Source organism: Effusibacillus lacus, from assembly GCF_002335525.1.
GTDB lineage: Bacteria > Bacillota > Bacilli > Tumebacillales > Effusibacillaceae > Effusibacillus > Effusibacillus lacus.
The window spans coordinates 27,817-47,762 of the sequence record NZ_BDUF01000024.1 but is presented as its reverse complement, the minus strand read 5'-3'; the positions used below and the strand labels follow the sequence as shown (position 1 = coordinate 47,762).

Sequence of the window (19,946 nt, the reverse complement as noted above, 5' to 3'; positions counted from 1 at the left end):
AGCTGAAGTAGAATCTGTTTGTTGTTATTCAGCAGCGACCTTTTGTGTATGATCGTTGATGATACGCCCATGGGATGTGTAGATCTGGACCATTTTTCCGCGAATATAACCGGCCACATCAATCTGCAGATAATTTGCCAACTGCAAGGCCTGACGAGTTGCAGCCGTTCTGGAACCGACGATCCCGATGCCAAATCGGGCCGCCTTGGCCAGCATTTCATAAGAGATGCGTCCAGTGGTCAGAAGAATCAATGTTTCCGGATGCAGTTCCTTTTGCAGCGCGTAACCGATTACTTTGTCGACCGCATTATGCCTGCCGATGTCTTCCCGGACATGAATTTTTCCTTCCATGTCCACAAGGCAGGCGCCGTGCATGCCTCCCGTCCTTAGATAAAGCGGCGAGTTCCTGGTGAAGGCTTGCATCCTGTCGGTCAGATAAGAACATGTGACTGACCGCCTGGATCTCACCTTCTTGAAACTCCGAATGTCCGATATGGACAGAAAGGTGGCCCCTTTTCCGCATCCTGCCGTATAATGCTTCTTTTGCTGCTGCCACCCGGGAGGGAGATTCGCTTGCGGATGCAAATCGGCCCAAATCTTCCCCCGCCCTTCCTCAATTCGCAGTTTGTGGATATCGCCGGGCGATTGAATCAACTTCTCGTTAAACAATTGACCGATGACCCAATCCTGCAAGTCCTGTTTCGTCAGTTGATAAGTTGCCAGTTCATACCCGTTCACATATAAAGTCACCGGGTATTCGTCCGGTGGTGTCTTGTTCAGCAACTTGTCCACCCCCTAGCGGGAAATGCGGTAATTTTATTCGGTTTTATGATAATCCTGGTGAAACATCATGACCATTGGGGAATCCCCCGATTGTAGGCCTCAAATTCTATCAATTTGGAGAAAGATTGTTCTTATTACACAAAAGAACACTCTCGTCACAATTCGTTCTCGATTCGGACAATAATTTATTTAATTTTTATCAATTTAAAATTGTAAATTGCACGGTTATTCAGATGTCGATTTAATCTTTTTTTACTTTTTTCGGAGTTTTTTTCATAGGGTATATGAGGTGTCTATTCAGTCATTTGTTATACAACTTTGTGGATGATAAAAGCGAGTGTGCTCCGGGCCACTTTTTCCACCAATATTTATCGGGGGGTTGTGTCAGAGGGGTGCCTATTCAGTCATTTGTTATACAACCTTGTGGATGATAAAAATGGGTATGCTCCGGGCCAATTTTTTCAACGTTTCGCTTGTTATATTAAAGTCACTTGCTTTATTAAAAATTACTTGCCCTTTTTGTTATGGTTTCTTACTATCCTGAAGTCTCTTGCCCATTTTGTGGAGGTTATTCACTTTCTTGTGGGTACCTGCTCACTTTGTAGAGATTGCTTACTACCTTGAGGTAACTCGCTTATTTGGAGAAGTTACTTTTTTACTTTTTATGTAACCCAAAAAATAACGGGTTACAGTGGCACTCGTACTGACGTGTATGTCTGGTTTAACCGGATGGAGCATGCGGTGGCAAGCAATTGCTTCATGGCAGGAAGTTCGTTCCGGCTGTGAATGTACTTGAGCTCACTGGGACAGAATTCATGCTCACCCCCCACCTTTTGCAGGAAGCGGAACCAGGCTGCATAGCGGGGAAAATATTTGACTTTAATTCGATCAAAGGATCGGATCCATTGTCGAAAAGGCTCCTGCTCCCACGTCAGGATTCCGGGATATGGCTTTTGTCTATACTTTACCAGATAGAATGCTGTATTTTGGGTGGGAAAGGCATTCCGATTGGATAGAAAGTTGTATGTTGGAGGGGTTTTGCACGGAATCCCAGTGTTTCTAAGTTTCGCGTGCCCGTTTGGCGGTTGTTCGTTTGGCGGTTGTTCTGCAGGAATTCGTTCAATAGGTTCTTCTCGCTTTGGAATATCTTTTTCAAATTCCTTCTCGATCAATTGCAGGACCTGCAGGATTTTGTGCCGCCAGTAAAATAGGGTAACATAACAGACCCCAACTTTGATGGCGGATGTGCGTAGGCAATCATCGTGAATCATACACTCCAGAAACTTGATCCATTTGTCAGGATGGTGGGTTCTGTGAAGGGGTGTGTGAGTGAGGTCGTTGAAGGTTTTACGGCAATCATTGCACTTGTAACGCTGACGGTCTTTATACCGACCATAGCATACAACCGCCAGGCTGTTGCAATGGGGGCACGAGACACCTTCCTTATGTTGTTGAGTTATTAATTCCTGAAGCACTTGCTGACAAGTATCAGGATCCTGATACCGGTGAAAGTAGCGTCGCAGACGCTCTTTCGCATCCTGCTTCGTTTCTCTGATAAACACAATAACCACCTCCACCCAAACGTATGTTCTTATTATATCACAAACTTACTAGTTGTCCATGCCCCATTACCCATACACATTTCTGGCCAACAAATGCAAACTATTCACTCATCTTCTATCCACATTTCCGTATAACAAAGCATGAAAAGTACCATGCACTCATCTCCCATCCACAATTCTGAATAACAAATGGATGAAAACAACTCATACTGCACCCCCCGGGCTGTAATTCGGTACTGATTTCGTCCTTCCATAAAAAAACCGCAGGCCATCCGTATAGGAAAAGCCTGCGGAAAACATCCACTCTGGAAATATTCACTTTGGTTATGCCGAATCCGTACCATGGCCAGACCGAAGTGGGTGCCATTGCCGGATCGGAGTTATGCTGTAGGTCCGAACCACTTCAACTGCGCCAGGACATCCAGAAAGACATCGGGAACTACCCCGAGTCCCACTGTTACAAGCAGTGCAAGTCCAATAACCACCGACAAGCTTGCGGACGTCTGCAGACGGGGTTCGATGCCGTCCGTCTCCTTGCTGAAGATTACCCGGATGACTCCGAAGTAATAGTAGAACGATATTACGGATGCGGCAAACATGATGCCTGCCAGCCACAAGGACTGGGTGTGAACCGCTCCGAGGATAATCATGAACTTCCCGAAAAATCCGGCCGTCACTGGCATCCCCGCCATGGACAGCAGGAACACGGTCAAGGCTATGGCCAAATACGGCGAACGTTGGTAGAGTCCGCGGAATGCATCGATCTTCTCATTGCCCGCATCGCGCGTCACAAGCGAGATGATCGCGAAGGCTCCCATGGTCATCACCACATAGATGCCGATGTAGAACACCAAGTTTGTCATGGACTGCAGCAGGTTGACAGAACCCTGAGCCTTGCCGAGCACCGCAATGGGAACCAGCAGATAGCCCGCTTGCGCGATGCTGGAGTACGCCATCAGGCGTTTCATGTTTTGTTGCGAAAGAGCCGCCACGTTTCCGATCACCATCGTCAGAATCGCCAGCACCACGACAATCATGTACCACTCCGTAATGAAGTTGGAGTAGAGGAACAGGATGACGCGGAACAGCATGGCGAATCCCGCCGCTTTGGACACGGCTGACAGGAAAGCCGTAATCGGTGTCGGGGCACCTTCATACGTATCCGGTGTCCACATATGGAACGGTACCATGGAGATCTTGATTCCAAATCCGGCCAGCATCATAACGAGGGACAGCAGGAACAGGAAGCGGAATTGCTCCCACATGGCGGTTACTGAATCCATGGCAATTGCGATATTGGTGGTGCCAGTCAGACCATAGACGAAAGACATTCCGTACAGTGTCAGAGCGGTTCCGACAGCCCCGATCATTAGGTACTTCATGGCGCCTTCCGCCGATTTCGCATAATTGCGACGCATGCCCACCAGAACATAGGATGCGATGGAAAGCAGTTCAAGGCCGACAAAGATTGTGATCAGATCGAGGGAAGAAGCCATCACCATAGCGCCTACAGTGCCAAACATCAGAATGTAGGTATATTCTCCCCTCGGCAGATTCACATGCTTCGTGTAATCCACCGACATCAACAGTGTGAGGGCGGCTCCCACCAGGAAAATCAGTTTGAAAATGTTGCCGAAATCGTCCAGAACATACAGGTATCCGGACAGGTGCTGCAACTGCTCGGCAGTTTGCAGTCTCACCATGTTATTGACTACCATTCCGCCCGCGATGGCAAAGAAAAGGATTCCCAGCCAGGGGAGGATATGTTTTTGCTCTTTCTTCATGAACAGGTCGATTGTCAGAAGCAGGAAGCCCCCCAGAACCAGGACTATTTCCGGCCCCATGACATTCCAAACAGACAAAAAATCCAATCGCTGTATCCCTTGCGGCATCGTCTATCCCCCTATCTTCGCGACAAGCTGAGTCAGTGTCGGGTTCATGATGTCGCCCAAAATTGCCGGATAGACACCGATCAGGATGACAATCGCCAACAGCAGCACCATCGGTACATATTCTGCCGCTGTTGCGTCCTGTGCCCCTTCCAGTACCATGCCGGGAGGCCCAAAGGTTGTGCGCTGCATCGCCCACAACAGGTACACGGCTGCCAGGATGATACCCAATGTTCCGATGGCAGACAGGATCGGGAACTTCTGGAACGCTCCCATGAAGGAGACGATCTCCGATACAAATCCGCTCATGCCCGGCAGTCCGAGGGACCCCAGTGCTCCTGCCAGAAGGAATCCCGACAAGACCGGAAGCTGTTTTGAGATTCCGCCCATCGCATCAATTCGAGCAGTACCTGTCCGGTGCTGAATGGCACCCACCAGGAAGAACAACAAAGCCGACAGCAGACCGGAGGAAATGGTCATGAAAACAGCTCCCTGCAGGCCCGCGCTTGTCATCGACGCCACGGCCAGCAGGACAATCCCCATATGGGAAATGGTGGAAAATGCCAGCAGGCGTCTCCAATCTTTCTGCACCAAGGCGACCATCGCGCCATACACAATGTTTATCACACCGAGCACCGCAATTGCGGTACCGAATGCAGCTATCATATCCGGCAATACGCCAACCCCGATCCGGAAGAGCACGTAGGCGCCCACTTTCATCAGCACGCCCCCAAGGATCATGGAGACCGCAGAAGAAGATTGCTCATGGGCGTCAGGCAACCAGGTATGGAACGGGAAGAAAGCTTCTTCGATCAGGATGGCCAGGAACAGGACAGCGAATACCCACATGCGATAGTCGCCAGGGATCATTTCGCCCGCCTGCTTGAACGCGTCCGCAATCTGCAGCATGTTAAAGCTCATGGATCCGCTGGTATAACCGGCGGCATAAGCCATTCCAAGAAATGACACAAGAATGCCGACAGAAGCAAATCCACGGTATATCAAAAATTTGGTCGCAACTTTCCGTTTGTTCTCGCCCCCCCAGATCCCAATCAGGAAGTACATCGGAATCAGGGTCAATTCAAGGAACAGGAAGAACAGGAACAGGTCAAGGGATACGAATACCCCAAACAGCCCTGTAACCAACAGCAGGAACCAGAAGAAATATTCTTTGGTCCGGTAATCGACCCGCCAGGAAGCCAGCACCGACAAGAAACTCACCAGCGCCGTCAGAAGCACAAACGGCAAAGACAACCCGTCAATCCCAAGGTCAAAGCCGATACGCAGCGGGACCGGCATCCGGTTCTGCTCGAATGCTGCCGGAATCTGAATCCAGTCCTTGATTACCTGGAACTGCATCTTCCCGGCCGCATCAAAACCGCCAAGCAATGCCAAGGCACCAGCCAGGGACAACAGGGTAGCCAGAAGCGCAATTCCCTTGATCTGGGATTTCGCACTGCCTGGCACAAACAGGATGATCAGCGAGCCAATCAATGGGAGAAGTGTAATCGCAATCAATAAGCTGTTCATTGGATTACACCTCCCATCCACAAGCTGACCGCAACAAGGGCCAGCACTCCAAGCGATGTCAACAACCCGTAGGTTTGAATCTGACCGTTTTGTCCGTACTTCAGTCCGACAGACGACTGATAGGCGGTGTAGCCTGCCAGCGACACCAATCCGTCCACAATCCAACGGTCGATAAAGTTAAGAATCCGTCCGATCCACACAAACGGAGTCACAATCAACAGGTGGTAAATCTCATCAATAAAGAACTTCCGGTAAGACAGCGTGTAGAACGGTCCGCTGATCCGTGCAACCTTCTCCGCATCAATGCTGCGTTTGCCATACATCAGGTACGCCAGGAGGATCCCCGCAATTCCCACCAGCACCGACACTCCTGCAATGCCAAAACTGAAGTCCGGCACAAAGCCGATTGTCTGATCGCCTTGCAGGAAGTGGCCAAAAGCGTGTCCGAGGAACGGCGCGTTGACAAACCCGATCACCAGGGACATGATGGCCAACAGCACCAACGGGATGGTCATCACCGGTCCGCTTTCGTGCGGATGCACCGATTGGTTGCCGCGATATTCCCCGGTAAAGGTCAGGAAGAAGACTCGGAAGATATAGAAAGCGGTAAAGAAAGCCGCAAGAGTCGCAAGGATTGCCAATACCCAGTTGCCGCTTGCAAAAGCGGCCGTAAGTATTTCATCTTTGGACCAGAACCCGGCAAAGGGCGGGATTCCGGACAAAGCCAGCGCACCGAACAGGAAGGTCCATGTGGTGATCGGCATTTTTTTCCAAAGGCCACCCATCTCCCGGATGTCCTGGGTATGCACCGCATGAATGACCGAGCCAGCCGCCAGGAACAACAGCGCTTTGAAGAAAGCGTGAGTCATCAGGTGGAATACGGATGCGACATAGGCACTCAGTCCCAAGGCCAGCATCATGTATCCAAGCTGGGAAATGGTCGAGTAAGCGACTACCCGCTTGATGTCATTCTGGGTCAAACCGATGATTGCGGCAAAAATGGCCGTTACGCCACCGATCACCGCCACTACCATCAGTGCCCCCTCCGACACGGCAAACAACGGAAAGGTGCGAGCAACCAAATAGACCCCTGCTGCCACCATCGTAGCCGCGTGAATCAATGCGGATACGGGAGTCGGGCCTTCCATCGCATCAGGCAGCCATACATGCAGCGGAAACTGGGCCGATTTTCCGACAGCCCCGATAAAGATCAGGATGGCTGACAACGTGATCAACGATTGCGGGGTCATTCCGAACATGACCTCGACAGGTGCAGCAGCCGCCGACGCTTTCGCAAATTCAAAGATCGATTGATACTCGAATGTCCCTGTTGCAAGGAACAACAGGATAATCCCGATGAACAGCCCCACGTCGCCAATCCTTGTCACGACAAAGGATTTCTTTGCCGCCGCTGCCGCTTCCGGCTTGAAATACCAGAACCCGACCAGCAAGAAGGAACACAGGCCCACAAGTTCCCAGAACACATACAATTGGAGCAGGTTTGGAGAAATCACAAGACCGAGCATCGAGAATACGAACAGGTTTAAGTACTGATAGAACACGCTGAATCTCTCGTCCCCGTGCATGTATCCCTTGGAGAACAACAGGACAAGCGTGCTGACAAAGGTGACCACCACCAGCATGATGGCGTTCAACTGTGTCACTTCAAATCCGACAGTCAAGGTGGTGTCCCCGAACTGCAGCCAGCGGAACGGATAAGATCCCGTATACCCGTTGGCCACCACGTCTGACATCACCAGCAAAGATACAACGAAGGAAGCCAATGACCCAATCACACTGATCGCGGCCACAATCCCCTCTTGTGCCCGTCTACCGAGAACCAACAGCAACAGGTAGGCCACAAGCGGGAAAAAGGGGACGAGCCATGAATAAGCTACCATGTTATCACCATCCAGTTTCGCCTTTTCTTTACCACTTGTTCAAGTTCATGTCTTTGACGTCGCTTGTGTTGCGGTTCCGGTAGAGAGCAATCAAAACGGCAAGTCCCACTGCCACTTCACAGGCTGCAATCACCATGGCAAACAGGGCAAACACCTGGCCGTTAATGTTTGGCGCAAGCCCCAATCGGGAGAATGCCACCAGATTGATATTCACCGCGTTGAGCATCAGTTCGATCGACACCAACACGATGATGATGTTCCGTTTCCAGAGTACCCCAAACAACCCGATGCAGAATAATACGGCCGCCAACAACAGGTAACGTACAATCGTCGGCTCCATTATTCCTCCCCCTTCCGCGCCAGAATGATGGCGCCGACCAGTGCCACAATCAATACAACGGAAACCAGCTCAAAAGGGATCGCATACACATTGTAAACCGCATCCCCCACAGCTTTCACCGAGCTGTCCCCCCAGGGCGGCACCGGATCCTTTGGCGAGATCTGTTGCCAGTTGGTCCAATCGACGGAGTTAAACCCCCAATACAGCAGCGCCAGCAATCCGCCGGCCGCAAGTCCGGCCATTACGGAATGGGTATTCACAGGTGTCTGTTCTTGCGATCCGTGATTGGTCAGCATAATCGCAAACAGCATCAGGATTGTGATGGCGCCGGCGTAGATCAATACCTGGGCAAAACCTACAAAATCCGCATCCAGCAGGATGTAGATTCCGGCGACGCCGATAAACACGCCGCCGATCAACAAAGCCATGTAGATGACCTTGCGGGCGAACAACATAGCGACCGCCGACCCGATCACAAGCAAACTGATGAGGATAAAAGCAATCATTTGACCGGTAAACACTGGCAATGCCATCTATTTGTCACCTGCTTTCACGGCTTCGACTTCTTTGTGTTCCGTAGTCTCTTTGTCTGTCTCTCCCGTCTTCAAACCCTTGCGCGCATCGTGCTGCCTTCCGTTTTCCGCCAGCCACTCGATGTTTTTGTAGAGGGCGTCCCGGCTGTACTCGGCCAATTCAAACGTATCGGTCATCTGAATCGCCTCCGTCGGACACACCTCCGTACAAAGATCGCACAGGATGCAGATCTCAAAGTTAATGTCGTAGGTCTCAATGTGCAGCTTCTTGTCTTCCCCGCGGCTTCCCGAAAGGGAAATGCAGCTTGTCGGGCAAATCCGGGCACATTGGTTGCAGACAATACAAAGTTCCGGATAAAACTTGTGCACACCACGGAAACGGTCCGGCCATTCCGGCTTCACTTCCGGGTACATGAGAGTGTACTTTTTCTTGGGGATCTGACTGATGGTTACGCTCAGCCCTTTAAACAGTCCAAACATCGTATCCCCCCTGTTACACCGCGAGCTTGATCGCTGCAGTGAGAATGATGTTAAGCAGTGACAACGGGATCAGGACTTTCCAGCTGAAGGTCATCAGCTGGTCGTTCCGCACGCGGGGAAATGTAGCCCGCAGCCAGAACATCAGGAAGATAAACGCTCCCGCCTTGATGGCATACCACAACCAGCCGGGAAGCAACGGTCCCGACCAACCGCCGAAAAAGAGGGCGGCAGCCAGTCCTGCCATAGCCACGATATACACGTACTCGGCCAGCATGTAGAAGGCGAACCGGAAACCGGAGTACTCGGTGAAGTATCCGGATACAAGCTCCGATTCCGCTTCCGGCAAGTCAAAGGGAGTCCGGTTCAGCTCGGCTGTTGCGGCAATGATAAAGATGCAGAAACCGAGGAACTGCGGAACCACATACCAGACATAAGGGAATTTCTCCTGTGCTTCGACAATCTCCACAATGTTCATCGAACCGGCCATGAGAATCACGCCCAGCATCGACATGGCAAGCGGAATCTCATAGGCAATCATCTGGGCGGCGGAACGGAGCCCGCCGATAATCGAATATTTGTTGTTGGACGCCCAACCGCCCAACATTACACCGATGATGGAGAGGGCAGACAGGGCAATGTAATAGATAATGCCGACATTCAATTCTGCTGTAAACAGGTGGGTCGCTGTATAAGGAATTACCGCAAGTACCATGAAAGCCGGCACATAGGTGATCATCGGGGCGATCAGGAACATCAGCCGGTCCGCTTTCCCTGGAATGATGTCTTCCTTGATTAAAAGCTTCAGGATGTCGGCGAAGGACTGGAACAATCCCAGGGGACCCACCCGGTTCGGGCCGATGCGACCCTGCATCCAACCGATGATCTTCCGTTCAAAATAGATGGTGTAAGTGACAACGCCCAGAACGACCCCAAGCACGGCAATACCGCCCAACAACATAATGAGTGCAGTCTGCGGCGTGAAAGGTTGATTGATCCACTCCCACATTATGCGTCAACCTCCCCAAGGACAATGTCTGTTGCACCCAGTATGGCAATGAAGTTGGACATGCTTTGCCCTTTGAGCAGGCTCGGCAGGATCTGCAGGTTATCGAAGGACGGGCGACGAATCTTCAGCCGGTAGGGTTTGTCTTTCCCCTCGGAGACGATATACACGCCAAGTTCCCCTTTGGCAGCCTCAATTCCCGCATAGTACTCACCTGCAGGCACACGCAGAATCTTCGGCACTTTGCCCATGACAGGCCCTTCAGGAATCTGCTCCAGCGCCTGTTCCACAATCTTGATGGATTCTTCCATCTCCAGCATATGGCACATGTAACGGTCGAAGCAGTCGCCGTTGCTGCCCACCGGCACCTCAAAATCGAACCGGTCGTAAATGGAGTACGGTTTGTTCTTGCGGAGATCCCATTTGAATCCGGTACAACGAAGATTAATGCCGGACAGTCCGTAATTGATGGCTGTCTCCGCATCATACACGCCGACCCCTTTCACGCGGCTCAGGAAGATCTCATTGCCTGTGACAAGGTCATGATACAACTTCAGCTTCTCCCGGAAGTGCGGAATATAAGCGCGAATCTCGTCGAGCCATCCTTCCGGAGCATCATATTTGACTCCGCCAACACGCATATAGTTGTAGGTAAGCCGCGCGCCGCAAATTTTGTTAAAAAACTCGCAAATGGTCTCCCGTTCCTGAAACGCATACAGGAAGGGACTCATGGCACCCAAGTCCAACAGGTAAGCCCCAAGAAACAACAGATGGGATGCCACCCGGTTCAGTTCGGCAACGATTACCCGCAGATATTCAGCCCGCTCGGGAACCTGCACATCCATGGCTTTCTCTACCGAATTCACGATCGCATGGTTGTTCAGCATGGCTGCAAGATAATCCAGACGGTCGAAGTACGGGATAATCTGTTGATACTGCAGGTCTTCCGCCAACTTTTCCGTTCCGCGATGCAGGTACCCAATCACGGGAGTCGCTTCGGTGATCATCTCTCCATCAATCTTTACAACAACTCGAAACACTCCGTGGGTAGACGGATGTTGAGGGCCTACGTTCAAGAGCATCTCTTCCGTGCGAATTTCTGCCATCTCCCTCTACTCCTTCCACGGGCTGAAATCTTTGCGCAATGGATAGCCCTCATAATCTTCAGGCATCATGATTCTGCGGAGATCCGGATGACCGGTGAAGTTCACGCCCAACAGATCGTAGATCTCGCGCTCTTCCCAATTCACGCCGTTGTAGACCGGGGTGAGGGAAGGAACTTCCGCGTTGTCGCGGGGAGTCCGGGTCTTCACGGTAATGAAATACCCGTGCTTCATCGAATACAGATACAGGACAACCTCAATATAGCCTTTGTCGGGATAATCGGTTCCCGCCATCGCTTCCGGATAATCAAACAGCAATTGGGAATCATCCCGTAAAAATTCGACCACCGTCCGCCAGTGTTCCCGCTTGATCACATAGGTCGGCTGGTACTTGGCGAGGACTGCCTCTTCCAGAACCTCTTCCCCGAACTTCCCTGCGATCAGTTGACGGAACTTGTCGAGGACCTTCTGCGCCTCTTCCTTCTTCGGATCCGGCTTTTCTTCCGCCGGCTCTGCCTTGGCTGCTGCGGCCGCTGCAGGCTTGTCAGCCACAGGCTTCGCGGCAGCCGGCTTCACAACCGAAGCTGCCGGTTTCGCCGCTTCGGTTTTCCCCTCTTCTGCCTGCTTTCCCGGCTCCTTAACGCCGGACGCCTGCGCCTGTTCCGCCGGTTCAGCCGCACCGACGGCTTGCTCGGGCGGCAGCTTCTCCGCTATTTGATCCTCAGGCTTCGGCGACTCCTGTTTTTTGGGGTCCGCTTCCGCAGGAGCCAGTTGTTCCGATTCCCCGTTCACTTTGTTCTCTTCCGTCACGTACGAGGCACCTTCTTTCCTTTAGCCTCCAGCCGGATTTTTTCCTGGAGCTTGTTCAATCCATAGATCAATGCGGGAGGAGAGGGAGGACATCCGGGAATGTAAACGTCCACCGGAACAAACTGGTCCACACCTTTGACAACCGAATAGGAGCGAACGTAGGGACCGCCTGCGGTTGCGCAGGATCCCATGGCCACCACCCACTTCGGTTCCGGCATCTGATCATAAAGACGCTTGATCAGCGGGGCCATTTTTTTCGTAACCGTACCGGACACGATCATGCAGTCCGACTGTCTTGGCGAAGCACGGAAGATGATGCCAAACCGGTCCAGGTCATAGTGGGATGCCCCTGTCCCCATCATCTCAATGGCGCAGCAGGCCAGTCCAAATGTCATTGGCCATAAGGAGTTGCTGCGCGCCCATGCTTTTATCTGTTCCAACGCCCCGACAAAAACGCCGGCTTGTTGGAGTTCCATCGATTCTTCAGACGTAAAACCTTCAAATTCTACCCGGGGTTGTTGGCTATACCCTTTGATTACGTCCATTCCAGCACCTTCTTTTTCCAAGCGTAGGCAAGGCCAATCACCAGAAGTCCGATGAAGATCAACACTTCAATCAGGCCGAACAGCCCCAGATCCATGAAAGAAATCGCCCACGGATACAAAAACAGGATTTCCACATCAAATACCACGAACAGCAGCGCAAACAGGTAATACCGGATGTTGTAACGTACTTGCGCTTCTCCGAAGGGCTCGAGACCGCTTTCATAAGTGGTCAGCTTGTTGGCGGTCGGTTTGTTCGGACGCAAAAGAGGCCCGAGTACCATAAGCGAGCCAACGGGGAGTATGATGCCCAACAGCAGGAACAAGGTTACAAATAAATAACTGTTCCAGTATTCAAACACGAGGCACTCCTCCATTATGAGAAAGTTTTCACACAACGTATCTATTATAGCATATTAAGTGTTCACGGGAATGACAAAAATCACGGGAAAAAGCCCACCTCGCCGCATGCGGGTGGGCTCTCCGGTTATCTCCGGTCCTTGCCTTTTGCAACTTGCAGACGGTTGACAGCTCGTTGCAGAGCAAGCTCCGCACGGCGGAAATCGAGATTCTCCTGACCACTTGCAGCCAAGCGTGCTTCCGCTCGTTCACGGGCACGCTCCGCCCTGTCAATGTCGATTTCTTCAGGCAGTTCGGCAGCTTCTGCCAGGATGGTCACCTTCTGCGGTTTCACTTCCAGGAATCCGCCGGTAACTGCAACGTGCTGTTCGCTTCCGTCTTTCAATTTCAGTCGTACAGCCGAGATCTTCAACGTGGTGACCAGCGGCGTGTGACCGGGAAGAATACCTACATCTCCGGCGCCGCCGCGCGCAATCACCATCTGAACGTCATCGCTGAACACGATTCGCTCAGGCGTAACGATTTCAAGCGGAACGGTCTTCATATCGATTCCCTCCTACGGTCAGACAGACCTAGGACTGTCTCTTGGCTTGCTCGACAGCTTCTTCTATCGTTCCTACATAAAGGAATGCACCTTCCGGCAGGTCGTCGTGCTTGCCTTCGAGGATCTCCTTGAAACCGCGAACCGTTTCCTTAACCGGAACGTAAGCGCCCGGAGTACCGGTAAACTGTTCCGCAACGTGGAACGGCTGGGACAGGAAACGCTGGATCTTACGGGCACGGGCAACTGTCAACTTGTCTTCGTCAGACAGTTCGTCCATACCAAGGATCGCGATAATATCCTGCAATTCACGGTAACGCTGGAGAACCGCCTGAACGCCACGAGCCACCTGGTAATGCTCTTCCCCTACGATGTCCGGAGACAGAGCGCGGGAAGTGGATGCCAACGGGTCAACCGCCGGGAAGATCCCGAGTTCGGCGATCTTACGGTCCAGGTTGGTGGTTGCATCCAGGTGAGCGAACGCCGTTGCCGGAGCCGGGTCGGTATAGTCGTCGGCCGGAACGTAGATCGCCTGAATCGAAGTGATCGATCCTTTCTTTGTCGATGTAATCCGCTCTTGCAGCTGACCCATCTCTGTTGCGAGGGTCGGCTGGTAACCCACCGCGGACGGCATCCGTCCAAGCAGGGCGGACACTTCGGAACCCGCTTGGGTAAAGCGGAAGATGTTGTCGATAAAGAGCAGGATGTCCTTGCCTTCCGCGTCACGGAAATACTCTGCCATTGTCAGACCGGTCAAAGCAACGCGCAGACGCGCACCCGGCGGCTCGTTCATCTGACCGAAGACCATCGCGGTCTTGTCGATAACTCCGGAATCCTTCATCTCGTGGTAGAGGTCGTTCCCTTCACGGGTACGCTCCCCCACACCGGCAAATACGGAGTAACCGCCGTGCTGCTTCGCGATGTTGTGGATCAATTCCTGCATCGTAACGGTCTTACCTACGCCGGCACCGCCGAACAGACCGATCTTGCCGCCCTTGATGTAAGGGGCGAGCAGGTCGATAACCTTGATCCCGGTTTCCAGGATTTCCACTTTGGTCGATAGATCCGTGTATTCAGGAGCCGGACGGTGAATCGGATGTCTTTCCGTCACCTCTACCGGACCTTGTTCGTCAATCGTTTCACCCAGCACATTAAAGATGCGGCCCAGGGTGGCAGTACCAACGGGCACCGAAATGGCAGCACCGGTGTCCACAGCTTCCATGCCGCGAACCAGTCCATCCGTTGATGACATGGCAACGCAGCGAACCACGTTGTCACCCAGATGAACGGCCACTTCGATCGTCAGATTGATATCACGTTCGTTCTCGTTTTGCGCTTTATGAGTAATAGTCAGTGCGTTGTTCAATTCGGGAAGCTGGCCTTCCGGGAACCGAACGTCCACGACCGGACCCATTACCTGAACAATACGTCCAGTGTTCATCATTGTCCCTCCTATCATCCGTCTACTTCAGAGCTTCGGCACCGCCGACGATTTCTGTAATCTGCGTGGTTATTGCAGCCTGACGCGCACGGTTCAACGACAGTGTCAACGATGCAATCATTTCGGTTGCATTGTCTGTTGCGTTGCCCATCGCAGTCATCTGGGCACCGTGTTCGGAAGCTTTCGATTCGAGCAGCGCAGAGTAAATGAGTGTTTCAGCATATTTCGGCAGAAGCGCGTCAAGCACTTCTTCTTGAGACGGCTCATACAGATAACCAGAGGTGACTCTGGCTTCCCCCCCGCCAACATCGGACAAGGGAAGGATCTGTTTGGTAACCGGAATCTGCGAAATCGCAGACTTAAACATGTTGTATACAAGGTAAACCTCATCATAGGTGCCGTCTTCGTAGTTCTTCACGACCGCTTCGGTCACGCGTTTGATGTCGGCATAGGTTGGAAAATCCGCCAGTCCGGTGATCTCCCCTACTACGGGATATCCGCGCTTCACGAAGAAATCGCGAGCCTTCCGGCCTACCGCAAAGATTACGTATTCATCTTTGGGTTTATCCCTGAATTCATTCAACGCATGCCTGATCACTTGAGCGTTAAAAGCTCCTTTAAGACCGCGGTCAGCGGCAATCACCACATAGCCGATTTTTTTCACAGGACGCTTGACGAGCATCGGGTGTTTGGCTCCGCCACCTGCTTTCGCAATACTCCCAATCACTTCCTGCAGCTTAGCCGCATAAGGCCGGGCCAGTGTCACCCGCTCCTGGGCACGGCGCAATTTGGCGGCTGCGACCATTTTCATCGCTTTGGTGATTTGCTGGGTGTTCTTGACGCTTCGAATACGACGCCGTATATCGCGAGCATTAGCCATCTCGTTTCACCACCTTTTGAGTGACTTGCATGGGCTCCAACATCATGGAGAGGGTGGGGCCACCGTCGGTTCTTAACCGACAAACTGCGCTTTGAACTTCTCCACAGCTTGCTTCAGAAGGCCGACAGTCTCATCGGAGAGGTCTTTCGTTTCGACGATCGCCTTCGGGATTTGCGGGTAGTTGGTATCGACAAACGCCAGGAATTCTTTCTCGAACCGGCGTACGTTTTCAACAGCAATGTCATCCAGATACCCATTGGTACCGGCCCAGATGGAGATCACCTGCTTCTCAACCGGCATCGGCTGGTATTGACCCTGCTTCAGCAGCTCGGTCAACCGGGCGCCGCGATTGAGGCGAGCTTGAGTCGCTTTGTCCAGGTCGGAACCGAACTGGGCAAACGCCGCCAATTCACGATATTGTGCCAACTCAAGCTTCAATGTACCGGCAACCTTCTTCATTGCCTTGATTTGGGCAGCCCCACCTACGCGGGAAACGGAGATACCGACGTTCAGCGCCGGACGAACACCCGAGTAGAACAGGTCTGCTTCCAGGAAAATCTGACCGTCGGTGATGGAGATCACGTTGGTCGGAATATAGGCGGATACGTCACCCGCTTGCGTTTCAATAAACGGAAGTGCAGTTAACGAACCGCCACCCAGTTTGTCAGAGAGCTTTGCAGCACGCTCGAGCAAACGGGAATGCAGATAGAACACGTCCCCAGGGAACGCTTCGCGTCCGGGAGGACGGCGCATCAACAGTGACAATTCACGGTATGCGGCCGCTTGCTTGGAGAGGTCATCATATACGCAAAGAACTTTGCCGCCTTTGTACATGAAATACTCTCCCATTGCACAACCTGCATAGGGCGCCAAGAACAGGAGCGGTGCAGGTTCGGATGCGGATGCGGTTACTACAATGGTGTACTCCATTGCGCCGTGCTTGCGGAGGGTTTCCACAACCTGCGCAACGGTGGATTGCTTCTGACCGATGGCAACGTAGATGCAGATTACGCCTTTGCCTTTCTGGTTGAGGATCGTATCGATGGCAACAGCCGTTTTACCGGTCTGACGGTCACCGATAATCAATTCCCGCTGGCCGTGTCCAATCGGAATCAGGGCATCGATTGCCTTGATACCGGTTTGCAGCGGCTCATGAACCGACTTCCGGTCGATAACGCCCGGTGCCGGAGATTCAATCGGACGGTATTCCTTGGTCTCAATCGGACCGCGGCCGTCAACAGGTTGACCCAGGGAGTTCACTACCCGACCGATCAACGCTTCCCCTACGGGAACCTGAGCGATGTTACCGGTACGCTTAACGGTATCGCCTTCCTTGATTCCGGATACCCGGCCCAATATAACGACACCCACGTTGTCTTCTTCCAGATTGAACGCCATCCCGACTTCACCGTTCGGGAATTCGAGCAGTTCGCCGGCCATTACTTTCTCAAGTCCGTGGATACGGGCAATCCCGTCACCAACCTGGATTACAGTACCGACGTCATATACTTGAATATCAGATTGGTAATTCTCAATCTGTTGTTTGATTAACGCACTGATTTCTTCAGGACGAATGCTCATTTTTTCACCCCTATCTACCGAACTTGGTTCCGCTTAAGATTCTGACTGAAACGATCCAACTGCCCTTTTATGCTTGCATCGATTACACGGCCACCGACTTGCAGACGAACTCCTGCAATCAGTTCCGGATTAACCGATGAAGTAATGTCGAGTTTCTTGCCGCACGCAGCGCCAAGCTTTTCCCCGAGTTCATTCAGATCGTTTTCGGACATGGGTACCGCCGTCTCCACATGGGCTTTGACTTGTCCCCTGTGTTCATTGGCCAATCGTACGTATTCTTCATAAATAAACTCCAAATGGTCTTCACGTCGGCGATCCAGCAACAGGTTCAACAAGTTCAGCGCCGTGCGGGAAATCGCTTTTCCAAAAAGCTCATTGACCTGCCGTTTTTTCACATCCGCCGAAATTGCAGGATGCTGAAGAATACGCTTCAACTCAGGATACTCATGCAGGGCTGCGAGTACAGTGGATAAATCAGCTTCCATGCCGTCTACAACGTTCTGTTCTTTTGCGATGGAGAAAAGCGCGTCCGCGTAACGTTTCGCTACCGCTCCGCCTAGCATACGCGTTCCTCCATCTCCTTAACCGCTTCGTCAAAAAGGGACTTGTGCTTTGCAGCATCCACTTCTTTGCCTATGATCTTGCCCGCAAGAAGAACGGACAGTTCCGCCACTTGTTCTTGCAATTGGGCAATTGCCAACTCTTTTTCGCGATTGATGTCAGCAACAGCTTCATCCTTGATCCGCTTGGCTTCCGCTTCAGCGGCGGCGAGGATATCAGCCGCTTGTTTTTCACCGGTACGACGGGCGTTTTCCATCATCTCAGAAGCCTCTTTCTTAGCTTGCTGAATCGCTTCCTGATGCTGCTTTGCCAGCTTTTCGGCTTCCTGGCGATGCTGCTCTGCCGTAGCGATTTGATTTTCGATGTATTGCTGACGGTCGTTCATCATCTTCATCAACGGACCGAACGCAACTTTCCTGAGGATGAGGAACAAGATCAAGAAGACGATCAATTGAAATAACATGGTTCCAAGTTGAAATTCCACCTGTTTTCACTCCTTTCTCAAAGGACAAGGACAAAAGAATGGCGAGTACAAGTTCATCTTGTCCCGCCCAACGAGGCTCAGAGAGTCCCGTTACAGATTACAGACGACCGAAGAGGATCAAACCGATAGCCAAAGCGATAACCGGGAGCGCCTCTACGAGACCCAGACCGATCAACGCTTGGGTGAAGAGCAGACCGCGAGCTTCAGGTTGACGTGCAATCCCTTCAATATAGCGACTCATAACCAAACCGTTACCGATACCAGCACCAACTGCTGCAAGACCCATAATCAAACCAACTGCAATTGCGAAATCCATTCTAAATTCCTCCTTGTAATAATTCGTCCAAACGATTTTTGGAATTGTATATTAATGATCGCCATGCGGAAGCTTTTGCCCGATATAGACAAGTGTCAATACAGTAAAGACAAACGCCTGTACCGTACCCACAAACATTGAGTAACCCAACCACACCAGCATCGGAATTCCGCCAGCGAGAGAACCGGCCACCCAGCCCATCGACAGCGGCAACCCCACAAGAATTGCCAGCAAAACCTCGCCGGCAAAAATGTTGCCAAACAAACGGAGGCCGAGAGTCAGGAACTTTGGAAGTTCTTCCACCAAGTGCAGCGGCAGCATTGCCGGATTCGGAGAAACCCAGTGTTTAAAATACTCCCCCGGCCTGCGAAGACCCACAAAGTGACTCAACAGAACCATCGCGATCCCCATTGCCATCGCCACGTTGAAGTTAGCTGTGGGAGACATCCAGAACGAGTAATGTCCTTCTTCATGAATCCCCAGTCCTTGATGAGCCTCGGCGGTAACGTTCGTGATCAACCCGATTTGGTTGGAAACGAAAATCCAGATAAACAACGTCAGACCGAGCGGCACCCACTCATCCGCATGCTTGGCTCCAACGGTATCCTTGGCAAGACCGCGGATGAAATCAATGATAGCTTCCAGGAAGTTCTGCATCCCGCTTGGACGTCGAACATCCATACGCCGCACAGCTGCCATCGCAATCAGGATTACAATCAACGAAACAATCACCGACATCAAAGCAACCGTCAGATTCAGAGTGAATCCAGGTATACCGAAAAGTTCAATCGTTGGAAATAAATGCTCCATCATTTCACCCCTTCCGGTTTGGAATCCTTTGTTGTCCCCTATTCACAAACATGTCTACGAATATGACAACCTGATATGTAAGCAGTGCAAATATCAGCGCGTAGACATTTGGATAGGAGAGCTTGTTTGCAATCATCACAGCGACAGCGATGGCCGCAATCCTCGACACAAACGGGACGATCGGCTTGTTCTTGCCACCCCTCGCCGCGGTTGCAGCCCCCATCTGGGCTTGTCTGGCAAAGCTTACCGCAAAGTAAACGCTTACCGCTGATCCTATTGCCAAACCCGATACAATCGACTTCCAGGCAGGCACGAGAGCCCATAATACAAACCACACCAAGGTAAAGAGGATTGTGTATCTGACCGTTCTTTGCACATATTTCTTTGCATCTTCCATACACTCAACGGCTCCTGGTGTTTCACTAGGTAAAACGGGTGTATCTCGTGGTGAAATCGACCTAGACCATCGTACAATAGCCAGGTTTGATTGTCAACG

Annotated in this window: 22 protein-coding genes; all 22 read right to left on the bottom strand. The window is 51.9% G+C overall.

Translation table 11 applies throughout. From position 1 onward, the window contains the following. Positions 1-24: 24 nt before the first annotated feature. The gene (fdhD, locus tag EFBL_RS06435) at positions 25-783 is read right to left on the bottom strand and encodes a formate dehydrogenase accessory sulfurtransferase FdhD (protein ID WP_096181319.1); all 759 of its coding nucleotides are present in this window, start codon (positions 781-783) and stop codon (positions 25-27) included. A gap of 686 nt (positions 784-1,469) precedes the next feature. After that, the gene (locus tag EFBL_RS06430; RefSeq protein ID WP_096181318.1) at positions 1,470-2,345 is read right to left on the bottom strand and encodes an IS1/IS1595 family N-terminal zinc-binding domain-containing protein; all 876 of its coding nucleotides are present in this window, start codon (positions 2,343-2,345) and stop codon (positions 1,470-1,472) included. Positions 2,346-2,725: 380 nt separating this feature from the next. Then, positions 2,726-4,237 carry an NADH-quinone oxidoreductase subunit N gene (locus EFBL_RS06425; protein ID WP_096181317.1) on the bottom strand — a complete coding sequence of 504 codons (1,512 nt, stop codon included), beginning with the start codon at positions 4,235-4,237 and terminating at the stop codon, positions 2,726-2,728. A 3-nt stretch (positions 4,238-4,240) separates the two neighbouring features. Next, a complete protein-coding gene (locus EFBL_RS06420; protein ID WP_096181316.1) occupies positions 4,241-5,764 on the bottom strand; it encodes a complex I subunit 4 family protein in 1,524 nt (507 codons plus the stop codon). Beyond that, a complete protein-coding gene (gene nuoL / locus EFBL_RS06415; RefSeq protein WP_096181315.1) occupies positions 5,761-7,665 on the bottom strand; it encodes an NADH-quinone oxidoreductase subunit L in 1,905 nt (634 codons plus the stop codon). Before nuoL ends, EFBL_RS06420 begins: the two co-directional genes overlap by 4 nt. A gap of 28 nt (positions 7,666-7,693) precedes the next feature. Next, entirely contained in the window at positions 7,694-8,005 is a 312-nt protein-coding gene (gene nuoK / locus EFBL_RS06410) for an NADH-quinone oxidoreductase subunit NuoK (protein ID WP_096181314.1), read from the bottom strand. Next, on the bottom strand, positions 8,005-8,538 hold the full coding sequence (locus EFBL_RS06405; protein ID WP_096181313.1) for an NADH-quinone oxidoreductase subunit J: 534 nt from the start codon (positions 8,536-8,538) through the stop codon (positions 8,005-8,007). Before EFBL_RS06405 ends, nuoK begins: the two co-directional genes overlap by 1 nt. After that, complete coding sequence (locus EFBL_RS06400) at positions 8,539-9,018, bottom strand: NuoI/complex I 23 kDa subunit family protein (protein ID WP_231705699.1); 480 nt, start codon at positions 9,016-9,018, stop codon at positions 8,539-8,541. A gap of 13 nt (positions 9,019-9,031) precedes the next feature. Continuing rightward, positions 9,032-10,024 carry an NADH-quinone oxidoreductase subunit NuoH gene (gene nuoH / locus EFBL_RS06395; RefSeq protein WP_096181312.1) on the bottom strand — a complete coding sequence of 331 codons (993 nt, stop codon included), beginning with the start codon at positions 10,022-10,024 and terminating at the stop codon, positions 9,032-9,034. After that, positions 10,024-11,127, bottom strand: a complete 1,104-nt coding sequence (locus EFBL_RS06390; RefSeq protein WP_096181311.1) for an NADH-quinone oxidoreductase subunit D — start codon at positions 11,125-11,127, stop codon at positions 10,024-10,026. Before EFBL_RS06390 ends, nuoH begins: the two co-directional genes overlap by 1 nt. Positions 11,128-11,133: 6 nt before the next feature. Continuing rightward, positions 11,134-11,934, bottom strand: a complete 801-nt coding sequence (locus EFBL_RS06385) for an NADH-quinone oxidoreductase subunit C (protein WP_096181310.1) — start codon at positions 11,932-11,934, stop codon at positions 11,134-11,136. Then, positions 11,931-12,479, bottom strand: coding sequence for a NuoB/complex I 20 kDa subunit family protein (locus EFBL_RS06380; protein WP_424955050.1), 549 nt, complete (start codon positions 12,477-12,479; stop codon positions 11,931-11,933). The genes EFBL_RS06385 and EFBL_RS06380 overlap by 4 nt, the downstream gene beginning before the upstream one ends. Further along, the gene (locus EFBL_RS06375) at positions 12,470-12,853 is read right to left on the bottom strand and encodes an NADH-quinone oxidoreductase subunit A (RefSeq protein ID WP_096181309.1); all 384 of its coding nucleotides are present in this window, start codon (positions 12,851-12,853) and stop codon (positions 12,470-12,472) included. Before EFBL_RS06375 ends, EFBL_RS06380 begins: the two co-directional genes overlap by 10 nt. A 110-nt stretch (positions 12,854-12,963) precedes the next feature. Further along, positions 12,964-13,380: a F0F1 ATP synthase subunit epsilon gene (locus EFBL_RS06370; RefSeq protein WP_096181308.1), complete on the bottom strand. Its 417-nt coding sequence runs from the start codon at positions 13,378-13,380 to the stop codon at positions 12,964-12,966. Positions 13,381-13,408: 28 nt separating this feature from the next. Next, entirely contained in the window at positions 13,409-14,818 is a 1,410-nt protein-coding gene (gene atpD / locus EFBL_RS06365) for a F0F1 ATP synthase subunit beta (protein WP_096181307.1), read from the bottom strand. Between the two features lie 22 nt (positions 14,819-14,840). Next, a complete protein-coding gene (gene atpG, locus EFBL_RS06360) occupies positions 14,841-15,698 on the bottom strand; it encodes an ATP synthase F1 subunit gamma (RefSeq protein ID WP_096181306.1) in 858 nt (285 codons plus the stop codon). Positions 15,699-15,770: 72 nt separating this feature from the next. Further along, entirely contained in the window at positions 15,771-17,279 is a 1,509-nt protein-coding gene (gene atpA / locus EFBL_RS06355) for a F0F1 ATP synthase subunit alpha (RefSeq protein WP_096181305.1), read from the bottom strand. Positions 17,280-17,293: 14 nt separating this feature from the next. After that, on the bottom strand, positions 17,294-17,842 hold the full coding sequence (locus tag EFBL_RS06350; protein ID WP_096181304.1) for a F0F1 ATP synthase subunit delta: 549 nt from the start codon (positions 17,840-17,842) through the stop codon (positions 17,294-17,296). Beyond that, a complete protein-coding gene (gene atpF, locus EFBL_RS06345; RefSeq protein ID WP_172899656.1) occupies positions 17,836-18,324 on the bottom strand; it encodes a F0F1 ATP synthase subunit B in 489 nt (162 codons plus the stop codon). Before atpF ends, EFBL_RS06350 begins: the two co-directional genes overlap by 7 nt. A 97-nt stretch (positions 18,325-18,421) precedes the next feature. Beyond that, entirely contained in the window at positions 18,422-18,640 is a 219-nt protein-coding gene (atpE, locus tag EFBL_RS06340) for a F0F1 ATP synthase subunit C (protein WP_096181303.1), read from the bottom strand. Positions 18,641-18,691: 51 nt separating this feature from the next. Next, positions 18,692-19,450, bottom strand: a complete 759-nt coding sequence (atpB, locus tag EFBL_RS06335; RefSeq protein WP_172899655.1) for a F0F1 ATP synthase subunit A — start codon at positions 19,448-19,450, stop codon at positions 18,692-18,694. A gap of 4 nt (positions 19,451-19,454) precedes the next feature. Beyond that, positions 19,455-19,847 (bottom strand): ATP synthase subunit I, encoded by a 393-nt coding sequence (locus EFBL_RS06330; protein ID WP_096181301.1) that lies wholly within the window; start codon positions 19,845-19,847, stop codon positions 19,455-19,457. Positions 19,848-19,946: the final 99 nt, after the last annotated feature.